We start from the raw sequence: 24,098 nt of genomic DNA, 5'->3' as shown, positions 1-24,098 counted from the left end.
CGCCCTCAAGTTGAGGGCGCTTTTTGATCGGAGAGCTTTTTAGAGATTAAGTGCGTTGCAGCATGAAAGTGCGGTATTCCAAATCGTTGAATTGGCGATCTAGCATCACCAAGCCAATGATGGTGGTCAGCAGCATGGTTACTGCGAAACCATAACCATAGAAAACAGGCCCCATTTCAATACTGAGGTGGGCGAGAACATAGTTACTGAGTGCCATAAAAATAGTGAGTATCAGCGCTGAATAGCGTTTATCTAGGTAATACATTACGTTGAGGATCGACATTACCAAGACCTGCAAGCTTACCCCCACTAAATCAACGTACAGTAAGTGAAGATAGGAGAGATCGATGTTTAGCGCGACTAAGATATCTTCAGCCCACAGTAGAAGCAGTGCGAGTGTCATACCTTGGACTTTAAAGATCTCGTAAATACTCTGACGACACGCCAGTACCATTTTGTCTTTTAATAGATAAATGGATTGTAACGTAGCCCCTTCTCGCACTGACTCGTAGAAATTAAGGCAGGCATCAGCAAAGTCCGTTTCCATCCTAAGCATGAATACGGCCATACCCGGTACAATCGCAAGGTAGGCGATGAAGATCGGGAGATCGTAAATGTACGATGCACGGAATAGGTCGATCACTTGGTGTGAGGTTTCATCGCGAAACCAGAATACGAATTTATCTAACCACACGCCGAGGTTGTAGAAAAAGCCACAGAAGATCAGAGAGAAAAAGGTTTTTTTCTTATTAAGGAACTCAAACGAGACTAATTGGTTCGCGGGGAAATCTCGAATCACGTGGTAGAGAAATGCAAAAGTGAGCACGGCCTGACAGGAGGTGAAAATTAGCATCAACCCTAGTAAGCCTTTGGAGGTGAAGATGAAGCTGAGCGCAACCATGAGCCCATAACTAAACATCATGGTAAGGAATATGCGGTAGTACTCTTTCATCCCGCTTAAAAAAATCAAAATCAGCCATTGGTTACAGAGTAAAACCAGTGATGTGAAAATGGTGACTTTCACCGCTGGTTCGATGTTGTGACTCATCGCGAGAATGCCACCGCCGACAAGCCCTGCGAGTACACTGGTTACTAGCATAGAACCAAGTAAGTTAGGAACGATCCTGTGTTCTTGTTTGGAGAATAAGAGATCAGAAATAAAGCGGGTCAGCAGTAATTGGAACAAGCCACTAATGATCAGCGATCCTGCCATCAAATAGGTGACTAAGACCAGAAACTGGACGATGACATAAGTGGGGAACACCCAGCCAATGCTGAAAATACCGATGGCAAGCAATGCCAAAATTGAGAGCACCCAAGGACCAGAGCTTATCAAGCCTGCCAAGCCATAAGCTTCAAGCATGGATAGCAGGGTATTTTTCTTTAGTATTTTTCTTAATTCAAACCCGATGCCAGCCATCAATGGCCTCCTGATACAAATTGCGATATGAGTCGTACATGAGCTCTTCATCGTAATAACGAATCACACGAGACTTACCAACATCGCCTGCATGACGCCATTTTTCGGCATCACCTAGAATTTTCACAATTGCGTTAGCGCCATCAGTTGGACTGGCGATAGGGATGATTTCGCCACAACTACCAAGCGCAGCATCTTCACCTGCAGCGCCTTCAATAATTTCACGACATGCTCCAACTTCAGTCGCAATACATGGAATGCCTGCTGCCATGGCCTCAAGCAGCACCAAAGGCTGAGCTTCACTAATAGAGGTCAGCATCATCACACCCAGTTGCGGCATCATTTCTGCGACATTTTGGCTACCCAGCATTTTGACATTGCTCTCTAAGCCAAGGCTTTCGATTAGCAGTTCGCATTCGTGCACATAAGCTTCGTCTTCTTCTGTTGGACCAATAATCCAACCCTCTAATCCAGGCAGCATTTCTACCGCGCCACGAATGGTACGAATGAAGGTTTTGATATCTTTGATTGGAACCACCCGACCAACGAGACCGACAACCATAGGAGGCGTGTCAGGACGAAGTTGATAAGCTTTGCCAAAGCGCTCAGTATCAATGCCGTTAACTATGACTTTAGTACGCGCATCGGGGGCTCCATCCTTGTGCTGGCGTTGGCGATTTCCTTCAAATAAAGCCACGATTTTATTGGCTTGGTGGTACGCGGTTAAGCCTAGTTGTTCAAAGAAACGGATCCATGTTTTACGGGTTATATCCATATCTTTGTGCATGCTGATATCGATCAGTTTGTGGCGATCTTTGATCCACGTGGCTTGGGCTAAATCGATCTTACGTTCTTTGGTGTAAATGCCATGCTCGGTCAGTAGGTAAGGGCGCTCGGTACGTTTGCGACATAGAGCACCGAGAAAACCGGCGTAACCAGTCGACACACTGTGATATACCTTGGCATCTGGTAAGTTTTGCGCGATTTCAGATAACACAAATAAAGGCTGATAAATATTGCGGTAGGTCCAGAAATAATCCACAAAGGATTGGTGCTCTGCTGCGTTAAGGTAGCGGTTGGTAAGGACATCCCACGAGGCTTCGCTATACAGGAAGTCGCTTAACGTCAGTTGGTTGTTTTTTCCCAAGAAGTCAGAAACATCACGTAGTAGGTCTGGTGGGATCGGCTGATCATTTCGCTCGAAGAAAGATAAGAATTTTCCCCATGCTCTAAAAAGCTTATTGCTGCCACGGCGCGCTTTAGGCGGTAAATGGCTGTTGTTTGCCAGTAGGTAATGCACCTCAAAACCGACTACGTTTTCCGGAAATTCATACGCTGGTTTTTTATAGAACTCAGGATGACCACCTAGGAAAATTAGGTGAAAGTTAAACTCAGGTAAGCCACTGATGATTTGATGGACCCAACTCGATACGCCCCCTCGTACATAGGGGTAAGTTCCTTCGAGTAAGAGGCAAATATCTACGTCCTTGCTCATGCCCAGTACTCCTTAATTTGACTCAACTTCTCACCTTTCTGCTCAGGGAAATAGTTGATGTAATACTTAGCGGTTTCATAGTCGCCCGCTTCATAAGCGGCTTCAGCCAAATATGGCGCGACTTGTTTTACTAATAATCCGCCTTCCATTGCTTGGGTTAAACTGCGCATCGCATCGTGCGGGCGTTGTTGTTCTAATAAAACACGTCCGAGTAATAAATGACTCGACGCATCAGGGGTGATTTTGATTGCCAGTTTGAGGTAGTGCTCAGCTTGTTCTAGGTAGTGTTTGCGAAGCGCACCTTCTGCAATGCCCAGATAACAAAGCTCCCAGTATTGTTGGGCTATCTCATAGGCCTTGCTCGCTTGTTCTTTAAACTGGAATTGATTCTTAAACAGGGCAATGGCTTCATTAATTTGGGTTTCTATGGTTTCGAGAGAGGCGTAAGCCAGTAGACGCACATCGTCTGAAAGATCTTTTAATGCCAATTGTAACAAAGGCACAGCTTGCGGTTTTGGCAGATGTCGAATGGCGCTTACGGCAAGTAAACGGCGCTCAGGATCTGTGTTATGCAGCAAAATTTCGCGTAAAGCACCTGAGCCAAATTGAGTATTAATAACATCCCCTGGACTTTGTGGCAGCGGTGCTTCTTCACACTCTTCCCACGTCACCATGTTTTGTTTTCGAGGAATGTACAAGGCAACCAGTAAGGAAGCCGCAGTACCTATCATGCCAAAGAGCGGCAATAAGAAATTAAATAGAAATAGGAAGCTCACCGAACTGATAACCGGTGTTTTGTATTTCTTAGGCAATAAGATCCAACATAGCAGGGTAAAACTGGCGCAGGCGAGGGCATGGGTTGCGGCGAACCCAAGCCAGTGCTGCAGCGTCATATCCTTGTCGAGTAGGATATAAAAGCCAGCAGATTCAAATGCGATTGTCTGAAGAAATAACCAGACTTTCATCTACGGCTCCTAGTTCATCCATGATGGTTGTAATTTGTTTGCTATCGGTATCAAGCGAGAGAGGGCCAAGAATATCGATATTGCGTATGTCATCACCGATATGATTCTTCAATAGTTCGGTGACGCGGTTGATGTACTGCTGGCTGTCAAAGGTTGTCGTCAGCGGCAGTAACACCATTAATACAGGTTGATTGCTGGTGGATTGACATGTCCAGTACACATCAGCGCCACGACGGTAGTTAACGACGTTATGTAGTACTTTGCCATGTTTGCCCGTGGTATCGACAAAGGCGACAAGGTTACTATCAGCACCGTAGTGACGTTTGTTGTATTTGGCTCGCGCAAGATATTGCTGGAATAGATCGCGCTGATTGGCTTTCAATACTGGCGTCAGTAGCGAGTCGCTGAGTAGGTCGGCTGCATGGTTAGAAACCAGTGATAACAAGGCAACGTTGGCTGGTGTCAGCATAAAGAATTTCGCATTTTCAGCCAGTGCAGCCGCTTGTAAATTCCCCATGGTATCGAGCAGAGGAATGCACAGTTGATAGCGAGATTTATGCACTTCGTTGTCACCAATTTTGGCTGGTGAGAGGAGTTTTCGCGTTTCCATCATGTCTTGCAACATAGGGTCATTGAGCACTAATCGGTGCTGATCCCCTAAGACGGCATGGACGTTTGGATCAATTTTGCCATTGACGACTTTATAGATCCCTGCTACTTGAAGACCACCAATTTCAGATAGCAAATTCAACAGCGGGCGGCCAATAAACTCCAATCGCTTGTCAGCATGTGATGAGGCGATTTTTTGCAGGGTTTGGATACTGGCGCGTAAGCTGATGGTTTGCCCTGCGGTGCGTTGCTCAAGCTGATCGTGAGAGACTTTGAGCAAATGGTAGTTTTTGGTGAAACTCTCAAGTTTCTGACTCATGTATTGGTGATCGAGAATGTGGCGCTGATTGATGTTGTGCCAATAATCTCGAAATTCGCCAGCGATCATCGCCGTTAGTATGGTGCCTACCGCAAGGGAGAATGGGTAGAACTCCAATACGCCCGTAATCCGCATAGCTGTTGCCAGCCCTGCAGTGGTCAGTAAGGCGCAGATGAAGCCTTTAGCAAAACCGTAGCGAAGGGCAATGAGCAAAGGACCAAACAAAGGCCAGAAGAAGTTATGCTCGGTTGAGGTCGGGGCTAGCGAATCTGATTTCATCCAGATATAGATAGATAACACCGCAATGACGGCTGTTTCCAGCCATGCGAAGCCATCCTCTTTAAAGCCAATTATTAAGCGGTTCCAGAGTTTATTCATAAGCTATCCCGCACGCGTTTATTCTGTTCTTCTTAGTTGGGTTATTGCTGTTCGATATTCAGGCCATCGAGTAACTCATCAATAACGATATGTCCTGTGCCGCTGACGCTTTCGCGTCCCCAACCACCGCGAGAACCTGTTGCACGCCAAAGTGTAGCTTTACTTTTCGCCGACTTCACTTCGAGGGTAATGCCTACCGCAGGTTCACCATCAAGGCCACTTTTATAGTGCCACTCTTCTACTGAGCCAGTAATAATGTAATCCGCAGGTTGTGAAGCTAGCCATGCTTGCGCCTGCTTGCGTTTCGCCGAATCATCAATGATAACGGCAAGATTGTTACTATTTAGCTCAGGATAAAGCGTGGCACGGATTCCTTTGGCGTAAAGCTGAGCATTGAGAATTTTCTCTACTTTTTCAGACGCCATCGGTGTACTGGAGTGATTTTCGAGTGGCATAATCACCCAATTTGAATTGGCGGCAAACAGTGGACTATCGGGTACTTGATAGCTAGAACAAGCACTTAGCCCTATTATCGATGCTGCTAGTAAGATGCGTTTCATCTGACTTCTCCCTGTTAGAAGTTGTAGTAGTAACCGAAGGTTAGTTTTAACGACTCATCGCCATTGCGATCTTGGCTTTGCCAGTCAACTCCCATAAAGAGTTCATCGTTACCGATAATGCGCCAGCCTAAGCCTGCGCTTATTGTCATGTCGATTTGCTTGGCCTCAAAGTTGTAGCCAATGGAGTTATCCAACCAATAATGTGGTGACGGTACCGTTGCCCCTGGTACGCCAGGGTTGCCGTGCCATAAGCGTTGACCGATGGCGAAGCGCTGATAGCGTTCGGAAACAAAATCTTGCGGTCCTAGTTGGTTTGGTCCTTTATTCCATGCGTTCGCACCTGTGAGTGGGCCATCGCTATAATTCACTTTTTGATAGCTGTACTCGCTATAAAGCTGCCATGCAGGATCGTTAAAGAACAACTGCTCACTAGCACGTAAGGTCATGTCCCATCCAGTACCGATATCATCGCCAAAACGGGTGCTCATATCGTGTAATGTCACCTGCATGGCAAGGTTTTCACGTGCTGTCGGTTGGTAATTAAGGTTAAAGCCCAGCTGATTGTCTTGACCTGCAATGGTCATTAGTTGGCTGGCTTCAAGGTGGTTGTTAATGCCAAATTTGATGCCACCTGACCAGTAGTTATCGAGCTGAGTTTGGAAAGCTGCTTGTAAGCCAAGGCGTGGGTCGCCAACACCATCGGCAATATCGGTAGCTAAAGTCCATAAGCTTTCGTTTTGTTGCCAATGGACGCTGCCGCGGATACGAAATTCGTCATCAATAGGTGTTTGATTGATAATCTCAGGGGCATCCGCTTGTTGGAAGTCCAAGCCAAGTCGGTAGTAACCATGATAATAAGGCGCAAAATAATCGAGACTGGTTCGGTTTATATCCCATTGAGTAATGGCGGTATTTTTTGCACGAACGCTATGCACCTTGTTTGGATGCTGATTCACATGATTTTTGCGCAGTTGCTTTTCCGCGATCTTATCGCCTAAGGTGCCGATTTCCTGCTGACCTTGCTGCCATGCTTGCTGGTGACGTCCAACCGCTTGTAACGCATAGTTTTTATCTGCAACTGGCAAAGTCAGAGACTCTGTAAGCAGTTTCTCCATTGTTGGGCGATCATGCTTTTCAATCGCAAGCGACAGCTTTTGCCAATCCGGCAATTCATATTGGCTTAATGCGGTTTTTTCATGCCAGTAAAGTACGGTGTCAGCGCGCCCTTGCGCGAGGTAATAACGAAATAGTTCAGCGACATTATTGGTTGTCGGTTTAGCCAGCGTGTTTTTCTCGACGAGTTGCAAGGCAGTACGTTCGCCAGCAAAAAGGGCGATTAAAGCGCGGTGTGAGATATCGCCATCAACCTCCGTCATCAAAGAGGTGGCCATATTTTTTGCGACATACTTGCGTAGTTTATATGCGCGGTCGTGTTGTTCTCTAAGCTCAAGTAAAGAAGCGTAGTTAAGGAGCAATGCGGCACTTGGCTCATCGGTATGTTTGATCAAACGTTGATACCAAACATCGGCCTCATCATTTCGGTCTAGCATTTGTGCCGCTGCAGCAAAGGCTGACCAGTAATCAGGTTCATTGGCGAGAGGCAAACGGTAGCTATCATAAAGATGCGCAAGTCTTTGCTTATCGTTACTCGCAATTAACCACCATAAATAACTGTTCACAGCAGGCTGGTAACTTTGCGAACTCGTAATGGCTTGTTGGTACAACTGGTGAGCGAGCTCGATATCACCGTTTTTCACTGCCAGCAAGGCATGGTAATAGTGCACTTCGCCACTGTCGGCTAAATATTTGTCCTTACTTGCAAGTGCCAGCAATGCAGGCATTTGCTGGTATTGCTTGGCTTCATGGCTGACACGAATCGCTAACAAAAGGAATTCACTGTTACCCGATTCGCGATATAGCTGGGTTAGTTTCTCAATATCTTCTGCATCAAATGGCGCGTGAAGTTGGATATAACGGTAAACATCGACGTTGGCTACTGAACGTTGCAATAGGTAGTTTTGACTCTGCTTGGCAAGTGCTTGGTTGCTGGTATCCCACGCTAACGCAGCTACCATAGTCAGGTATTGGGTATCCGCCAGAGCCCAATCTTTTGGCTCAGTTAGTACTTTCAGAGCGGCTTCAGGATCATTTAAATAAAGGTAAGCGTCAGCAAAACGCATTGCTTCTTCGGTCGTGGGTTTACGAAGGCGCTGTAATTGTTCACGTTGTTTGATGACTTGTTGATGATCACTTTTGTATGAGTACAGTCGCGCTTTATGATTGATCAAGGCTGCATCATAAGGGCGTTTATGACTTAACGAGATTAGGCTGTTAAGAGTATCTGGCGTGCCTTTGGCTTTTTCATAAGCATTTAGCCATGCCGTGTATTCACTGGCTTTTAATGCGTTACGGTTGGCAAGAGCATTAAAGAAAATACCCTCGTGGTAAATATCGCCCAACGCTTTGGACTCTTCGATACCAGCACGAACCTGGTGCTCGTTTGGTTGATATTTCAGTAGGGCTATGCTGGTTTTCAATGCACTTGGAATATCACTTTGCCAGCGATATACGCTGTGAAGGCGGGTAAGCGTATCGGCATTTTCACCTTGCTGGTTAGCTTGTGTTAGCAGTTTTGCCGCTAAGGTGAGATCGCTATTGGCAATAGCGATATCTGCGGTATCTAACAACAGGGCTTGGCTAGGTTGAATGGCTAGGAGTTGTTGTGATTTTTCTAAGGCAAGGGGTAAATCACCCGCGGCTTTTGCTTGGTTTATCACTAAAGCAAGATAGTCTGGTTGAGCTGTGAGAGCCCCTTGGTAACTACGGAAGAAAGCCAAGTTGGCTGCAGTATTGTTAGCTTGAAGGTTTAATTTGATGAGCGCATTGAGCGACTCCAAGCTCTCGTATTCATAGAAAGCTTCTTGCTGTAGTTTGGCTGCATTCGGGAAATCGGAAGTTTGCAGCGCAAGTTCAATTAATTCGCGGTAGCTGGTTTCGCCACTTTTAAGGTGAGGTGATAAAAATTTAAGGGCGTACTGGGGCATACCAAGTGATATTGCAGCATCAGCAAATTTTCGTGCTGCAACTGCTTCAGGGATGTAATCAATGCCAGAGAAAAAGACATCAATCGCGGAGCGAGATCGGTCTTTAAGGTACTCATCTTGGTCATAGGCTTGTTGTAGCAAGAGATCTAAGTAGAGATCATGGCTCTGCCAATCACGTTTTCCGTCTTTGAAAAAGAGGATTGGAAGGAGTGAGCCGGAAGCCTCACGAAACTGACCTAGCTCAAGCTGATTCTGCGCCTGCATGAACAAAATATCGCGGTTAGTCGGTTCAAGCACTTCAAGTTCGTTAAGGAATGCTAACGAGACTTCTGGTGATGTTGAGCGAGAAATCAATTGCACTAACATGGCTTTTGTCGGCGCAACTAACCACAACGCCCACAATGAAGTTAGCGTCAGTATGACCAAAGATAGGCGATTGACTAATCGGATTCTTGGCGGTTTTTTGTAGTTGTCTTCTGATCCAAGCTTTTTCATAACGTCGTAAAGCAACCTTTGTTTCGGTTAAGCGCAAAACTAACTTGTTCTTGTTTTTATAATGAATGCGTTAAGCTCATTACTTATTGTTATTACTGGCCTTTTATAATTGACGACAAGTTAGGGTACCTTTGAATACACCGGGTTTTGTAGATTGATAGCGAACTGTATTGTTTTTCTGTGTTGTACGTTTTAGTGGTGTTTCACTTCTAAACTGGCATTGCCCCGTATTCGCTAACTCCATATCGAATGGGACATGGCTGTTAAATGCCCAATGAATGGTATTGCCATTTTGTTGCCACTTAAGGAGTGGGGCATTGGCGCTGCGTAATCGTGGCGCTTTGGTTTGATTTTGACTAAATGCAATCTGCGTACGAGGTTGATTCAAAATGAGGTAACGCCCATCAGGACCTTGCTCCCAACCGGCTAGTTTGCCAGTGCTAGTGGCAGGGTAGCCAAGTGCGTTAGGTACTCTGAGGCTTTTGATCCCCGTGGTGGTAATTTGCCATTTGTTGTCTAAGGTGCGCGCTAAGCCTGTTTCATATAGAGTGCGGGCGCGCTCAGCGTATTCACTTAAATACAGCGGTGTTACTTTTTGCTGTACTGCCCAGTCGTACACATTTAATAAGCCTTTGAGAGAGGCAGGGTAAGCGCCTGAATACATGTGGTAGTAAATGGCGATAGTTTTGAGACGGCGCGGTGAGCCAAGCAACTTAAAGGTTTCTACTGCACGCCCGTAACCGTCGTGATGCTCTGTCCAAAGGTTGGTGTAGAGGTTTTCGTTAAGGACTGGCGCGTACACATGAACCGCAGACGGATACCAAGTGATGGTTGGTGATACTTGGGTGAAGTTGTCGTTGCCGCGAACGACATAGGTATTGCCACCATTGACATTGAGTAGGTTGGCTTTCTCTGCAATAGCTAAGATATCTTCTTTAGGATCGGCTTTGCCTGACCATAAAATCACTCGGGCTTTTTTATTTTTAGGCGCAAGGTTTTGGTTGATATAGTTGATTGAGCCGATGATCTCATTGTCGTAATCCACGGTATAACCGGGTATTGGCAAGTGCTCGCCGTATTGGCGAGCATCAATTTTTTTATCAAAGTCCCAAAAGAACGGATGACTAAAGGTGTGGGAAGCCAACTCAATGTGCGGAAGGCGGAAAATATCACGCGCAATTGACTCTAACTGCGGGCTTTGTTTTGGGTATAAGCCGCGTTTGCCAATTTCGCCTTCTATGACAGAAACGGTTTGTGGAATGGTGTATTTCTTAAATACATGTTCGAGTAAGACTTCGGCGGTATAAGGCTTACCGGGGAACCAACCTTTAGATGGAAAACCATCGCCATCAACATGGCTTGTTAAGACTCGACGTCCCGACTCTGTGGTGGCATCAGCGGCAGGAATCGTTGGTAAGTACAGCGTCTCTTCAACAAGGCGGAAAGGGTCGATTTGCCACACTTCGCTTTCATTCGCCAAACTTGCCACAGGGAGAGGATTTAAAATTGCGCCACCCCAACCAGCTTTGAAAAAGAGCGCGGATTGCTGCTTATTTTCATCTTCTAGCGTGATGATAGGGGTGATTGATTGACGGTCGATAGTGACTTTGGCATGAGTTTCAAATTGACTGAACGACAGAGGGTAGCGTCCTTTTAGCCAGTCTTTACCTGAGGTAATGTTGATTTTTCCAATTAGCTCGCCTTGTTTTTGAATCCCAAGGCGTGAAAGCAATGCAGTGTCAGTCGGTAACTGATTAATAAATAGAATTGGCGTTTTAAAGATAACTTTATTTAGCCACTGAGACAGCGCAGGGACGCGCTGAAATGAAGATTGCTCCAACCAAGTATAAACCGCTGCGTAACGGCTTAAATCGACCGTGCTAAAATCGAAAGTGTTGACGTCTTGGCACTCAGGAACGTAGCCATCATATTCCAATGGCATTGCTAACATACGGTGGCATTGAGAGCTGTTCATCGCGCCATAGCGACTATCAAAAAAGCCCAGTACGCGCTTTGCGATTGGTTGTACTGTGCTGGTTCCAAACTCGTAGAGCAGACCATCACTCACATAAGGGGTGTAACCTTCATCCATTAATCGTTTTGCTGCTTTACGTTGTTCATCACGGTCGGATGCTGGAATGTAATCTATGGCTATTGTTTCAATACCCAGCGCTTGAACTTCAGCTAATTTTTCCTTCAACCATGTTCGGTCGTTCTCACTGACCTTTTGATAGCTGTTATCGCTTGGATGGTAGCTGTCGTAAAGTGATTCAGCCGCCACAGCGTAAACAGGCACTTTTAATTGTGGGATCACTTCAAAACCACGGTTAAGCAATAGCTTTGGCTGATTGGGTAAATTGTGAAACTGCGTAATGATTTGGCTGAGCGCTTGTTGCTGCTTTTTCTGCTCGGTAACTTCTTTGGCAAACAAATAGTAGCTATCAAGAGTATCTAGAAATAGACCATCAAAGCCTCGTTCTGTCATTTTCTTAGCTTCTTGAAGCAGATATTTTTGCCATTCAGGTGCGGTCAATCGCATAGCATGGCTTTGCCAATTTTCATTCTTGATTGGAGAGGCTTTTTTTAATTCAGAAGGCAGCATTTCACCGTCATATTCGCCGACACTGATGTAGGCGAAAACGAGTGAATCTGCTTGATGTAAGGTATTGATTTGCTTGTCAGTAATGAGATTGGCGTTCACAACAACGCGGTCGTAGTTGATTAACTCACGAACGGAATCGACATCGTTGTAGTAAAACACGATGGAAGGAGGTGTTTTAGCAAATAAGCTAAATGACATGCTCATTAGCAGCAAGAGTGTCCAACGCATAACAACAATCCTTTGTATGACTTGAACCGTAAAAAAAGCCGACATTAATACGCCCTATGTATGATACTAATCGCAACATGATGACTTTGCTATAAAAATGTTAATTTCTATGGGTCGATTTAAGGATTCTGTGTTTTAGTTAACGTTATGATTTGCTGAGTTTTTGTTCACTCTTTTATTAATTACAGCTGCTTTCTAACGTTTAAGGGGGGCGCAAGGTACAATATAGATACAGAAATTTACCTATCGCGTCTTATAAACGAGATCATCATGGCACAGAAGAAAAAACAAACCGCTCCCAAGAGTAAAGGTTTGCACCCTAGAAACCCGCATCGTCAGCGTTATGACTTTCCAGCCTTAATAGCCTCTTGCCCAGAGCTAAAAGAGTTTGTGGCGGAAAATCGATATGGCGATCTTTCGGTGAACTTTTCTGATCCTAATGCGGTGAAAGCGTTAAATAAGGCGTTGCTACGCCACTTTTACCAAATTGATTACTGGGATATTCCTGCTGGCTTCTTATGCCCGCCAATTCCGGGGCGTGCTGATTACATTCACTATCTGGCAGATCTATTAGCGGAAAGTAATGAAGGCGAGATCCCAACAGGCAAAACGGTTACAGGGCTAGATATTGGGGTTGGCGCTAACTGTGTGTACCCGATTGTTGGTCACCGTGCTTATGGCTGGCGTTTTGTTGGTGCTGATGTCGATCCGCTGTCGATCAAATCAGCCAAATTTATTGTTGAAAGCAATAAAGCAGTGAAACAAGCGATTAAGTGTCGATTACAGCGAAATGAGGCTCATGTCTTTACAGGTATGATCAACCCTGACGATGTGTTTGATTTCACCATGTGTAATCCACCGTTTCATGCTTCACTGGAAGAAGCGCAATCAGGCACTGAGCGTAAAGTTCGCAATTTAGCCGCAAACTCGGCGAAAAAAACGGGTAAAGCGAGCTTTAGTAAACAAGCTCAAAGCAAAGCTGGAAGTATCGGAAAAGAAGATAAATCAGCGCTGAACTTTGGTGGTCAGAAAGCGGAACTATGGTGTGATGGTGGTGAAGCGGCGTTTATCGAACGAATGATTAAACAGAGCGTGGCTCATGCAGAACAAGTGTTCTGGTTTACTACTCTGGTTTCAAAGAAAGACAACTTAGCAGGCATTTACCAAGCGCTGAAAAAGGCTAAAGCGAAAGATGTTCGCACTATTGAGATGGCGCAAGGGCAGAAGTTAACGCGCGTAGTGGCGTGGACATTTCTTGATGATGAGCAACAGCAAGTGTGGCGTGAGGAACGTTGGGCTAAGTAGTTGTTTTAATCCGCTTTACTTAGTGTTTACTTATTCAAGATGATGGTATCCCCATGATTTTCACGATAGTAAGGTGAAATATCATGGGGCTCGATAGTGAAAAGCGGTTAGCTAATGGCGTCTATTACTTCTTTTCACTTAAGTTTGCGTAAGCGTGCAGCAATTCTGTTAGCACTGAAATCCAACCAAATGCATTTTCTGGCGCATTAGCTAGGATCTTTTCCACTTCTTCACAATGCTGTTCTAGTGTTACTGCTTCTTCAAGATTGAAAGACATCGCATAGAAGTGCCATAACAATAGGCGAGTCATACGCTCGGTGTTTTGCTTAGCATTATCAGAAGCTTCAAATGCACCTTTTACTTCGCCGAGAGCAATCGCTGTCATGCGTAGCATGGCATCAAATTGTGCTGATTTAAGACGATCTTCGCTGTCTACTTCTTCTTGTTCGAACGTGAACAGCTCTTGCATCATATCTTCAGGTACCATACGGCTAAGTACACGCATGCTGAATTCTTCCAGCTCGTGGCGTGGCATAGTTACCAAGCAATCAAATTTGTAGTCACGTTCCATAATACGTCTCTGTTTAGGTACCGAAAGGGCGCGTATTTTGAGGGATTTTCTCCTTAATTTCCACCTCTATGCGTTTCTGACAGTCAGATGACATCAAACAAACACGGTTTGCCTATAGTCGCTGTTTTTTGATTACAGTGAACGCACATGTCTGATCAACCAACATCCTCTACGCCTCAGTCGCCATCCCCCCAAAATCCTTCATCAGCAAAGCCTTGCCGTCGCTACGGGCGGATTGTTGCTGGTGTCGTGGTCGTTGGAGTATTGGCGATGGTCGCGCTTGGCGTTCACTTACAGCAAAAGGTGGAAGAAAGGTTTACGGGTCAGCTTTGGCAGCTACCGTCTGTGGTTTATGCCCGTGAATTGGTATTACAGCCGGGCGCTAAAATTCGTTACGACGAGGCGCTGAAAGAGCTAGAAACCTTGGGTTATCAAGCTGTGAAAGCCCCTGCACGTTCAGGGGAGTATAAAGCATCTCGTTTGCAGCTAGAGTTTGTGCGTCGCCCGTTCACCTTTAAAGAAGGACAAGAAACCGAACGCCATGTAGTGGTGAGGTTCGATTATTCTTCAGTGAAAAGTATCCATGAATGGGTAACGCGAGACGGTAAACCGCAACAGCGTGAGCTGGGTATTTTACGTATTGAGCCTAAAATGCTTGGTATGCTAGAGGCAAAAACGACTGAGCAACGTATTTACCTTCCGAAAGATAAAATGCCTCAAGCGTTGGTTGATGCACTGTTAGTAACGGAAGACCGCCATTTTTACGAGCACGATGGAGTGTCAGTGGTCGCGATTGCGCGTGCATTCGTTGCTAATTTAAAGGCAGGTCGTACAGTGCAAGGGGGCAGCACGCTTACACAGCAACTTGCTAAGAATATGTTTCTCAGCAGCGAACGTAGCTTGTGGCGGAAAATTAAAGAAGCCTATATGGCGCTCTTGATTGACTACCAGTTCGATAAAGATCAGATCCTTGATGCTTACCTTAATCAAGTTTACTTGGCGCAAAGTGGTCGTCAGGCCGTGCACGGTTTTGCGCTAGGGGCGCGGTATTACTTTGGTCGACCACTTTCAGAATTGCGTGTCGATCAATTAGCGTTACTCGCGGGCTTAGTAAAAGGGCCGTCGTATTATAACCCTTGGCGTTATCCTGAACGCGCGAAAGGGCGCCGTGACTTGGTGCTTCAACTCATGGTTGAGAATCAGTTGATTGATGAGAAAGATTACAAAATTGCGATTTCTCGCCCATTAGATTTGCAAGCCAAAGGACAGCTTTCACAGCGTCAACCCGCGTATTTTGATCAACTTCGCCGAGAGCTTACCGAAGAAGTTGGCGAGAAGTTTGAATCGGGTAAAGGGCTACGCCTATTCACGACGCTAGATCCATTGTCGCAGCAAAAAGCAGAACAAGCCGTTCGTGAAATGATGCCGAAATTGGATAAAAAAGCAGGTAAGTCATTAGAAACGGCAGTGGTGATTGCCGACCGTATGACGGGTGAAATTCGCGCTATGGTTGGCGGTAGCAAGCCTGGCTTTGCTGGATTTAACCGTGCAATCGATGCAAAACGCCAAATTGGCTCTGTGGTAAAGCCGGCGATTTATCTTGCAGCGTTAGCGCAACCGACGCGCTTTTCATTAGCAACAACCTTGGCAGATAAACCGTTAGTGCTGAAAGGCGATAAAGGGGAAGAGTGGAAACCTCGCAATTACGATCGTCAATATCGTGGGGCAGTACCTTTGTATCAGGCTCTAGCGAAGTCTTATAACATTCCCACGGTTAACCTTGGCATGGCTGTAGGGCTGGACGATGTGATTGCGACAATGGAGAAATTAGGTGTAGACCGCCAAGAAATTCCACCTTTGCCTTCAATGCTGCTAGGGGCGTTTACCTTGACTCCATTTGAAGTCACGCAAATGTACCAGACTATTGCTAGTGGCGGTCGTAAAGCGCCTTTGAAAGCGTTAAGTGCGGTAGTTAATGGCGAAGGTGAGGTTATATTTCAGCAGTTGCCTGTATCGTCGCAAGCGGTGCCTGTGCAAGCAGCGTGGCTAACTATGTATGGTTTACAAAAGACAGTCACGGAAGGCACAGCACGATACTTGAACCAACAGTTACCTTCTTCGCGATTAGCGGGTAAAACAGGTACATCTGATAAAGGACGAGATAGCTGGTATGTTGGCGTTGATGGCCGTGAAGTCGTTACTGTATGGGTAGGGCGAGATGATAACGCATCATCGTCTTTGACTGGCTCGTCTGGCGCATTGCGCTTATATGCTGACTACGTGTTAAGGCGCGATCCTGAACCATTAATACTTAAACAGCCTGCGCAAATTAGCATGTTTGACTACCAGCAGAGCGCTAATCAAACATATCAGCAAGCCTGTTTAGGACAGCATCAATTGCCAGCATGGGACCCACAGGGCAACTTAAAATTGACTTGCGTTAAGAAGGTGCAAAGCTTCTTGCATGATCTCTTTAGTTGGTGATCTCCCATGGGGAGATTGGCGAAATAGCAAACACAAAAAAGGCTTCATAATTGAAGCCTTTTCTATATATGTTGGTTTGCGCAGTTTGAATTTTGAGTTTGTAAACTAAGTGCGTTTGCTTAGTCTTTCCACTCATCTTCACTCCAGATAGGGTGAAGGCGCTTAATACATGTAGCGAAAGCTTTTTTCATTACATCCTGCTGCTCAGCAGGGATATCTTGAACGCTGTCTTCAAGCATTTCAGTTAGTACTACAGAAAGCTCGTCGTGAATTAGCTTACCTTTCTGAGTGATGAAGATACGCTTAGCGTTTTTGTTGTCTTCATCTGGTGTAGTAGCAACTAGGCCGTGTTTCGCAGAGTGGCGAAGGATACTACTGATAGTACCTTTTGAACGACCCATACGGCGAGCAAGAACACTTGGACGTTGACCGTCTTCGTGATCAAGTTCAATAAGTAGTGCTAGTCGCTCAACATTAAGCTCAGGATGACGACGAACAACTTCAGCCTGAACCTTGTTTTGTAGAAAGTGAGAAAAAGTTACAGTTAGACCTGCAAGAGTTTCATGTGGTTTCATAATGCTCTCCTATATGTTTAACATCTTATATGGTTTACTGATAAATACAAACAGAGATTGTTGTTTTTTTTATATATTTTGAAGTCTGTTTAGGGATTTAAATTGAACAGGATGCATAAAGGTGCAAAATTGCCCCTTTGAGTTATAACTATAAGGGGCTGATTTTAAATTATATTGATGGTTAAGATTAATGTTTTTATGCAAATGGTGAATATCGTACCATCTATTACAGTTGTTAATGGATTTAACAAGATTTAAATTTAAACAACACCTGATAAGCGGTGGAATATCTCTTAAATTGACGTGGATCGACGTAGTATTATGCGGTCTGGTGAGTAAAGAGGTTTGGGGTAATTCTGGAAACAAAGTGAAAAATCATTAAAATGTCGCCTTTGTTTTTTCCAAGAGTGCTTTACCATGCGACTACTAAAATCATCCACCCATCCTGAACTCACAGATTTAAACGGGTCGATCTTCCATCGTCGCGCAGCTCGCGGGATCATTCTTGATGGTGAAAACATCCTTATGCTTTACACCGCCCGCTACCATGATTACACCTTACCGGGTGGTGGTGTTGATGAAGGTGAAGACCTGATTGAAGGTTTGATCCGAGAGCTGGAAGAAGAAACTGGTGCGCAAAATATTCGTGATATTCGCGAGTTTGGCATGTATGAAGAATACCGCCCTTGGTACAAACCAGAGCATGATATTGTTCATATGGAGTCGTACTGTTATGTCTGTACTATTGATGCTGAGCTAGGCGAAACCAAGTTTGAAGATTACGAAGTAAAGAATGGTATGAAGCCAGTATGGATGAACATCCACGAAGCGATTGCTCATAACGAAGACACCATTGCTAACAGCGAAAAGAAAGGCATGTCGATTGAGCGCGAAACTTTCCTTCTGAAGAAAATTGTAGAAGAGCTACTGCCAACACCTTTACAAAAAGCGAGTTAAGCCAGTCACCCACGACGTTATCTCCAGCCTTAGTAAAGCCATTGCATCAATAGGTGTGATGGCTTTTTTATATTTATCACCTGCCAATAATGCGCTGTCTTAGTGCTTGAACATCATGCATCAGGATTTCTTCTATAGTTTACCCATCTAATCAACATCAAAGGATCATGAGATGCGTAACTTAAAAACCTTGCTGGTGGCAATGGCTTTTGTGCAAGCACCGTTTGCATCAGCAGATTGGATGCTGGATAACGACCAATCTTTGATTAACTTCCTTTCTATCAAAAATGCCAGCGTTATTGAAACTCATCACTTTAAACAGTTAGAGGGAACCTTGTCGGATAAAGGCAAGGCGCATGTTGTGATAAGCCTAGCGAGTGTGGCGACTAACATCGATATTCGTGATGAACGCATGCGCTCAATGCTGTTTAACACCGACTTGTTTCCATCGGCATTGTTGAACGCTGATTTGGATTTGGAAGCCCTTGAGACGCTCGAGATAGGGCAAACTAAGGCTGTGCCCGTTCAGTTTACGCTCGAACTTCACGGTCAGGAGCAGCAATTAGAAACTCAACTTCAAGTGACTAAGTTAGAAGGTGGTGACATTTTAGCGAGCACCTTACAACCTGTGGTGATCGATGCTGCTAAATTCAAACTAAATGAAGGCGTTGAGGCTCTTAGGAAAGTTGCTAAGCTCGATACTATAGTGCAGAGCGTACCAGTTAACGTGCAACTGTATTTTAATAATTCGGATGTCGCGATTGCCAACGAGAAATAATTTAACAACGCCAAAGCTTGAGTTACTATCTTCGTTAGAAAAACTTGGGATGAATACATGTTTCAAAAAGAAGATTTAATCAAGCTTGCGAATATGCCAATGCCATTTGGCAAGTACAGCGGTCGAGCGCTTATTGACTTACCAGATGAATACTTGCTGTGGTTCCAAAAGAAAGGTTTCCCAAAAGGGGAGCTAGGCACACTTATGGCATTAGCACTCGAACTCCGCATCGAAGGTTTAGAGTCAGTTGTTCGACCGTTGAAGCAGCTGTAAATACAGTTTGAAACATAGACTCTTATTTATTGAATAAAGCCCACGCCCGAGTGGGCTTTTGTGTATTAAGTAAAGAGAGGTGTGATGGGCAAAGATTGCCATACCTCAGTTTTGCGTTAGTGTTTATGTAGTAACAAAAAGTTTGTCAGTAGCGGGTAGTGACTTGTTAAGTATTCGCAAAGAAAAGGAATAATGATGAAAAAGACAATCTTACTAACCGGTGCAACGGATGGGATTGGGTTAGAAACTGCCAAAATGTTGGTGGCTGATGGTCATCATGTGCTGTTGCATGGACGTAATCCGACTAAGTTAGCGGATGTAGCGCAAACACTGGCTGAGCTTAATGCAGAGGCGATAATTGAAACTTATATCGCTGATCTTTCTCATTTAGCTGATGTTGTTGCACTTGCCGATCAGGTTAAAGTGACTCACCAACACTTGGATGCCGTTATTAATAATGCAGGGGTGTTTAATACCTCAGCGGTGTTCACTGATGATCACTTGGATGTGCGTTTTGCGGTGAATACGGTTGCCCCATATTTACTTACGCTTGAGTTACTACCGTTACTGGATGCTAACAGTCGAGTTGTGAATTTGTCTTCAGCGGCACAAGCCAGTGTCGATATTGCAGCGTTAGCGGGTGGTGAAAGCATTATTAATAATCCAATGCGTGACGGTGATGCTTATGCGCAGAGCAAATTGGCGCTAACGATGTTGTCGCGTAGCCAAGGCTCGGCTCTGAAGGGGATTGGTCCTATGGTGGTATCGGTGAATCCTGCTTCAATGCTTGGCAGTAAAATGGTGAAAGATGCGTTTGGAGTCGCTGGCGGTGATTTGAAAGTTGGTGCTGATATCTTGTATCGTGCAGCATTGTCGGACGAGTTTGCTAATGCGCACGGTTTGTATTTTGATAATGATATCGGTCAGTTTGGTGAACCTCATCCAGATGCTCTTAATGATGCCTTGGTCGTCAGTGTGATGAAAACCTTGGATGATATCGTTGCGCGAGTGAAAAGTGCTTGAGGCTGGCCATAAACGTTAGCAGAGAACCCACTGAAAAGTTGTGATAAAAACGCCCCTTCTGTGTAGAGGGGCGCTTTTGTTAGAGGAGTAAATCGATGTGAATTAAAGCAACGTGGATCAAACCATCATTTGGTTTTCTACATTTTCGTTGGTTTTGGTTGCCGGGCTTAGTTCCAAGCGTTTATCCAGTACACCGCTATAGCGTGTAAGTGCTAGTGCTGCTAAGACCACTAAACCTCCAACCCATGGGGTATCCATTAGTTCGGCTTTCGCGACAATCATTCCGCCGCCCCAAGAGCCAAGGGCAATACCAATATTGAAGGCTGCAATGTTAAAGCCAGAGGCAACATCGACGGCATCAGGAGTATACTTCTCCGCTAACTTAACGACATAAACTTGTAGTCCCGGTACATTACCAAAGGCGAATGCACCCCATACTAAAATGGTGGCCACTGCGGCGATTGGGTTGTAGGCCGTCATACTAAAGGTGAATAGCACTACAGCTAAGCCGATGAAAATGATGGTGAGCGCTTTTACTGGACCAAAACGATCTGCCATTTTTCCTCCCCAGATATTACCCACCGCAACGGATACTCCGTATACCAGCATGATCAAACCTACAGCATGAGCATCGAAGCCTGAGATCTGCTCTAGGATCGGCGCTAAAAAGGTGAATGCTGTAAAGGTGCCGCCATAGCCGAGAGCTGTGATGGCAAATACCAGTAATAGTCGTGGCTGGGCCAATACTTTGAGTTGGGTCGTCAGCTTTGTTGCTGGTGATTGTTTAAGATTTGCAGGCACGAGTAACGCACTACCGATTAACGCAATTAAGCCAAGTAACGCGACAACTAAAAACGTAGTTTGCCAGCTAAAGGTTTGTCCTAAATAGGTACCTAGAGGAACTCCTGTTACTAATGCGACGGTTAAGCCTGTAAACATAATGGCAATGGCACTGGCGGCTTTTTCTTTGGCGACTAAACCCGTAGCGATGGTAGAGCCAATAGAGAAAAATACCCCATGAGCTAAACCTGTAAGCACGCGTGCAGTTACTAGTGTTGCATAGTTTGGTGCTTGCCAGGCAAGGAGGTTACCTAAAACAAAAAGTGACATTACAGCGAGCAATACACGTTTACGAGGCCAATTTCCGGTAAGTGCTGTTAGGACAGGTGCACCTACAGCAACCCCAAGTGCGTATAAGCTCACTAATAAGCCAGCTGATGGAATAGTAACGTTTAAATCAGTCGCCATTGTGGGTAGTAAGCCGACAATAACGAACTCAGTCGTGCCAATGGCAAAGGCACTTAAGGTTAGGGCGAGAAGGGCTAAAGGCATAATTCCTCAGATCTTTGTTGTTCAATACAGATAGTGATTGGGCGGTGAGCCCTATTCGATGAGAGGATTATCAGAGGAATCTTTGTTGTTAAAAACAGTGATAACAACAAATGATATTTGTTATTTGTGCAATAATACTACTGGTCAATAACTCGACTCGTAATAAAGGGCATGAAAGTATGCTGACTCGTTCTGATGATTTAATGATCTTACTGGCTGTGGTCGACCATGGTGGTTTTTCTGCTGCGGCCGAGGTGTTGGATTTGCAAGTCGCACGTGTATCTCGTGCAGTAAGTAAAGTTGAGCAACAACTTGGTGTTTCTATTTTAAATCGAACGACACGACGAGTAGAGCTGACGGAAGAAGGGCGAGCGTTTGTAGAAACAGTGCGTTTGGGTCTGAACCAAGTGCTGCGCGCAGAAGAAGAGTTGATCAATCGAGGTGAACTGCCACAAGGCAAGTTAAGGGTTGATGCTGCAAGCCCGTTTATTTTTCATCAGTTAGTGCCTTTGGTAAAGCCGTTTCAAGTGGCTTATCCAGATATCGAGTTAGAGCTGACATCCAATGAAGGTTTTGTTGATTTACTGGAAAAACGAACCGATGTCGCTATTCGGATCGGCAAGCTAGAAGATTCAACGCTACATGCACGATCGTTAGGACGAAGCGAGTTATTTTTGGTGGCAGCGCCGTCGTATATTGAAACATGCGGGGTGGCATTTGAAAGTGCAGAGGCGGATATTCCCCATTTGCTGTCGCAACATCGTTTGATTGGTTTTACGGCGCCGAAAATTTTGAATCAATGGCCTCTCGCCAATAGTGGCGTTATTCAACCAAGTCTTAGCGCCAGTAATGGTGAAACTGTACGACAGTTGGCTTTGGCGGGGAATGGTATCGCTTGTTTGTCTGGTTTCATGGTGAAGCAAGATATAGCGGCTGGTCATTTAGTTAGTGTGTTCGAACATCATCGTTTGACGAATACTGGGCGTGAACAAGTGAACGCGGTTTATTACCGATCATCGAATGTCGCAAAGCGGATCAGCGCCTTTATCGATTTTATTCAGCCGCAGTTAACGTTATGAATCACAATGATTCAATGTTGTTTAAATAGATATTGGCTTGGTCGAGCACTTCCTGTTGTTGCTCATTTGAGAGTTGATCCCAGCTACGATAAATCATTCGTGTGCGTGGATTTTTTGCAAGTTGACTTTGGTGTTTATCAAGAAAACGCCAATAAAGGCTGTTAAGAGGGCAAGCGTTGTCACCAATCTTCTGTTTTACATCGTAATGACAACCAGTACAGTGATCGCTCATCTTGTTAATATAGTTACCGCTGGCAGCATAAGGCTTAGTTGCTAAAATTCCGTTGTCAGCATACAGCGCCATTCCACGTGTATTCGGCATTTCTACCCATTCAATGGCATCGATATAAATCCCTAAGTACCACTCATCAACTTGCTCGGGAGCGATCTCTGTGAGTAAACAGAAGTTACCAGTCACCATTAGGCGTTGAATGTGGTGAGCGTATGCATATTCTAACGACTGATCAATTGCGGATTTTAAACACGCCATATTTGTATTCCCTGTCCAAAAATAATCAGGGAGTTTTCTGTTGGCGCCAAGGCCATTGGTTTTCGCGTAGTGAGGCATATTGCCCCAATAAATACCACGGATAAATTCACGCCAGCCAAGGATTTGACGAACAAAGCCTTCGATCTGCGCTAAATCAATGTCTGACTGATTTGCTTGATAGTGTTCGATTGCAGTGTGGATAACCTGCATGGGATTGAGCAATTTGGCGTTGAGCGCGAATGAGATTCGTGAATGATAAAGACTCCAATGATGAGGACTGTTATCTGTCATCGCATCTTGAAATCGACCAAATAGTGGCAAACAAATACGGCAAAAATGGTCTAATAACTCAATGGCTTGTCGGCGATTCACTGGCCATAGAATGTGTTCGTGCGATTGCGAATACTGATTTTCAAGCTGACCAATGGTGTTTACTTTGTGTCTTGCTAAGCGCTTAACAATATCTGTCACTGGGTTAGCAAAAATAAGAGGTTGTGGGATCTCAGCTAAGTCCTTCGCTTTGAGTTTATTGCGGTTTTGTTTGTCGTAATTCCATTTCCCGCCTAATGGCTTTTCACCGTCCATAAGAATATCGAAGCGTTTACGCATCCGGCGGTAAAAGTGCTCCATTACCAGGTGTTTGTTAGCAGGAAAAGCGTCGGCTATTTCCGAAAATGGCAACAAGAAGTGCTCGCTATCGTATTCGCGACAACTTACCTCTTGCGGGAGAGTAAGGGTATGGAGTTGTTCATAGAGGCGATATTCGTCAGGTCGTTGAAATTCGAAATGTTGAATACCGTATTCTTCGATAAGCGCTGATATTAAGCTTGGCAGATCAGGGTAGTGGACAGTGTCATCAAGTGTAAGATGAAGTACATGGAGTCCGGCTTGTTGCAGAGCGTGTGCAAACTGCTCCATTGCCGCAAAAAAGGCGCAAACCTTTTGAATGTGATGGCTAACGTAAGCGGCTTCTTGATGTAGCTCTGCAATTACATAAAGGGTATCAGTTTGAGAATGAATGTCGTGATACCAAGAGTGTGAGGCATTAAGTTGATCTCCGAGGATCAAACGTAGCTTGGTGTACTTTTTGGGTTGATTTTCCAAGGCGGTCTCCCT

The 24,098-nt window shown here is 45.0% G+C and carries 18 protein-coding genes; 7 read left to right on the top strand and 11 right to left on the bottom strand.

The annotated features are described in order from the left end of the window. Positions 1-46: 46 nt before the first annotated feature. The 7 genes from pelG to A3K86_RS15520 form a co-directional block, all read right to left on the bottom strand. Complete coding sequence (pelG, locus tag A3K86_RS15550; protein ID WP_068333064.1) at positions 47-1,420, bottom strand: exopolysaccharide Pel transporter PelG; 1,374 nt, start codon at positions 1,418-1,420, stop codon at positions 47-49. Then, a complete protein-coding gene (gene pelF, locus A3K86_RS15545) occupies positions 1,401-2,915 on the bottom strand; it encodes a GT4 family glycosyltransferase PelF (RefSeq protein ID WP_068333061.1) in 1,515 nt (504 codons plus the stop codon). Before pelF ends, pelG begins: the two co-directional genes overlap by 20 nt. Continuing rightward, complete coding sequence (locus A3K86_RS15540; protein WP_068333059.1) at positions 2,912-3,880, bottom strand: tetratricopeptide repeat protein; 969 nt, start codon at positions 3,878-3,880, stop codon at positions 2,912-2,914. The genes pelF and A3K86_RS15540 overlap by 4 nt, the downstream gene beginning before the upstream one ends. After that, positions 3,843-5,186 (bottom strand): PelD GGDEF domain-containing protein, encoded by a 1,344-nt coding sequence (locus A3K86_RS15535; RefSeq protein WP_068333056.1) that lies wholly within the window; start codon positions 5,184-5,186, stop codon positions 3,843-3,845. Before A3K86_RS15535 ends, A3K86_RS15540 begins: the two co-directional genes overlap by 38 nt. Positions 5,187-5,227: 41 nt before the next feature. Further along, positions 5,228-5,746, bottom strand: coding sequence for a hypothetical protein (locus tag A3K86_RS15530; RefSeq protein WP_068333054.1), 519 nt, complete (start codon positions 5,744-5,746; stop codon positions 5,228-5,230). Positions 5,747-5,760: 14 nt separating this feature from the next. Beyond that, entirely contained in the window at positions 5,761-9,285 is a 3,525-nt protein-coding gene (locus tag A3K86_RS15525; RefSeq protein WP_068333051.1) for a tetratricopeptide repeat protein, read from the bottom strand. A 103-nt stretch (positions 9,286-9,388) separates the two neighbouring features. Continuing rightward, positions 9,389-12,115 (bottom strand): endo alpha-1,4 polygalactosaminidase, encoded by a 2,727-nt coding sequence (locus tag A3K86_RS15520; protein WP_068333048.1) that lies wholly within the window; start codon positions 12,113-12,115, stop codon positions 9,389-9,391. Between the two features lie 270 nt (positions 12,116-12,385). On the opposite strand from A3K86_RS15520, the gene rlmF reads away from it, so the two are divergent. Continuing rightward, a complete protein-coding gene (gene rlmF / locus A3K86_RS15515; RefSeq protein ID WP_068333045.1) occupies positions 12,386-13,420 on the top strand; it encodes a 23S rRNA (adenine(1618)-N(6))-methyltransferase RlmF in 1,035 nt (344 codons plus the stop codon). Between the two features lie 124 nt (positions 13,421-13,544). On the opposite strand, the gene A3K86_RS15510 is transcribed toward rlmF, so the two are convergent. Further along, the gene (locus tag A3K86_RS15510; RefSeq protein WP_068333042.1) at positions 13,545-13,991 is read right to left on the bottom strand and encodes an exoribonuclease R; all 447 of its coding nucleotides are present in this window, start codon (positions 13,989-13,991) and stop codon (positions 13,545-13,547) included. Positions 13,992-14,138: 147 nt separating this feature from the next. On the opposite strand from A3K86_RS15510, the gene mrcB reads away from it, so the two are divergent. Then, positions 14,139-16,475: a penicillin-binding protein 1B gene (gene mrcB / locus A3K86_RS15505; RefSeq protein ID WP_084406640.1), complete on the top strand. Its 2,337-nt coding sequence runs from the start codon at positions 14,139-14,141 to the stop codon at positions 16,473-16,475. A 119-nt stretch (positions 16,476-16,594) separates the two neighbouring features. Here mrcB and A3K86_RS15500 read toward each other — a convergent pair whose 3' ends face one another. Further along, entirely contained in the window at positions 16,595-17,050 is a 456-nt protein-coding gene (locus A3K86_RS15500; protein ID WP_068333039.1) for a MarR family winged helix-turn-helix transcriptional regulator, read from the bottom strand. Positions 17,051-17,467: 417 nt separating this feature from the next. Between A3K86_RS15500 and A3K86_RS15495 the strand changes: the two genes are divergently transcribed. The 4 genes from A3K86_RS15495 to A3K86_RS15480 all read left to right on the top strand — a co-directional run bounded on the left by A3K86_RS15495 (position 17,468) and on the right by A3K86_RS15480 (position 20,081). Beyond that, on the top strand, positions 17,468-18,007 hold the full coding sequence (locus A3K86_RS15495) for an NUDIX hydrolase (RefSeq protein WP_068333036.1): 540 nt from the start codon (positions 17,468-17,470) through the stop codon (positions 18,005-18,007). Between the two features lie 172 nt (positions 18,008-18,179). Further along, a complete protein-coding gene (locus A3K86_RS15490; RefSeq protein WP_068333033.1) occupies positions 18,180-18,785 on the top strand; it encodes a YceI family protein in 606 nt (201 codons plus the stop codon). 57 nt (positions 18,786-18,842) lie between these two features. Further along, positions 18,843-19,058 carry a DUF3820 family protein gene (locus tag A3K86_RS15485; protein ID WP_068333030.1) on the top strand — a complete coding sequence of 72 codons (216 nt, stop codon included), beginning with the start codon at positions 18,843-18,845 and terminating at the stop codon, positions 19,056-19,058. A gap of 195 nt (positions 19,059-19,253) precedes the next feature. Further along, a complete protein-coding gene (locus A3K86_RS15480; RefSeq protein WP_068333027.1) occupies positions 19,254-20,081 on the top strand; it encodes an SDR family NAD(P)-dependent oxidoreductase in 828 nt (275 codons plus the stop codon). Between the two features lie 117 nt (positions 20,082-20,198). Here the strand turns inward: A3K86_RS15480 and A3K86_RS15475 are convergent, their stop codons facing one another. After that, entirely contained in the window at positions 20,199-21,413 is a 1,215-nt protein-coding gene (locus tag A3K86_RS15475; RefSeq protein ID WP_068333025.1) for an MFS transporter, read from the bottom strand. A 179-nt stretch (positions 21,414-21,592) separates the two neighbouring features. Here A3K86_RS15475 and A3K86_RS15470 point away from each other — a divergent pair, with 179 nt between their 5' ends. Further along, positions 21,593-22,492: a LysR family transcriptional regulator gene (locus A3K86_RS15470; RefSeq protein WP_068333023.1), complete on the top strand. Its 900-nt coding sequence runs from the start codon at positions 21,593-21,595 to the stop codon at positions 22,490-22,492. A 1-nt stretch (position 22,493) separates the two neighbouring features. Here A3K86_RS15470 and A3K86_RS15465 read toward each other — a convergent pair whose 3' ends face one another. Beyond that, positions 22,494-24,086, bottom strand: a complete 1,593-nt coding sequence (locus A3K86_RS15465; RefSeq protein ID WP_068333020.1) for a cryptochrome/photolyase family protein — start codon at positions 24,084-24,086, stop codon at positions 22,494-22,496. Between the last annotated feature and the right edge of the window lie 12 nt (positions 24,087-24,098).

It is taken from the genome of Photobacterium jeanii (assembly GCF_001650345.1).
In the GTDB taxonomy this organism is placed as follows: Bacteria; Pseudomonadota; Gammaproteobacteria; order Enterobacterales; family Vibrionaceae; genus Photobacterium; species Photobacterium jeanii.
The sequence above is the reverse complement of the archived record's forward strand: the minus strand, read 5'-3'. Positions and strand labels throughout refer to the sequence as shown.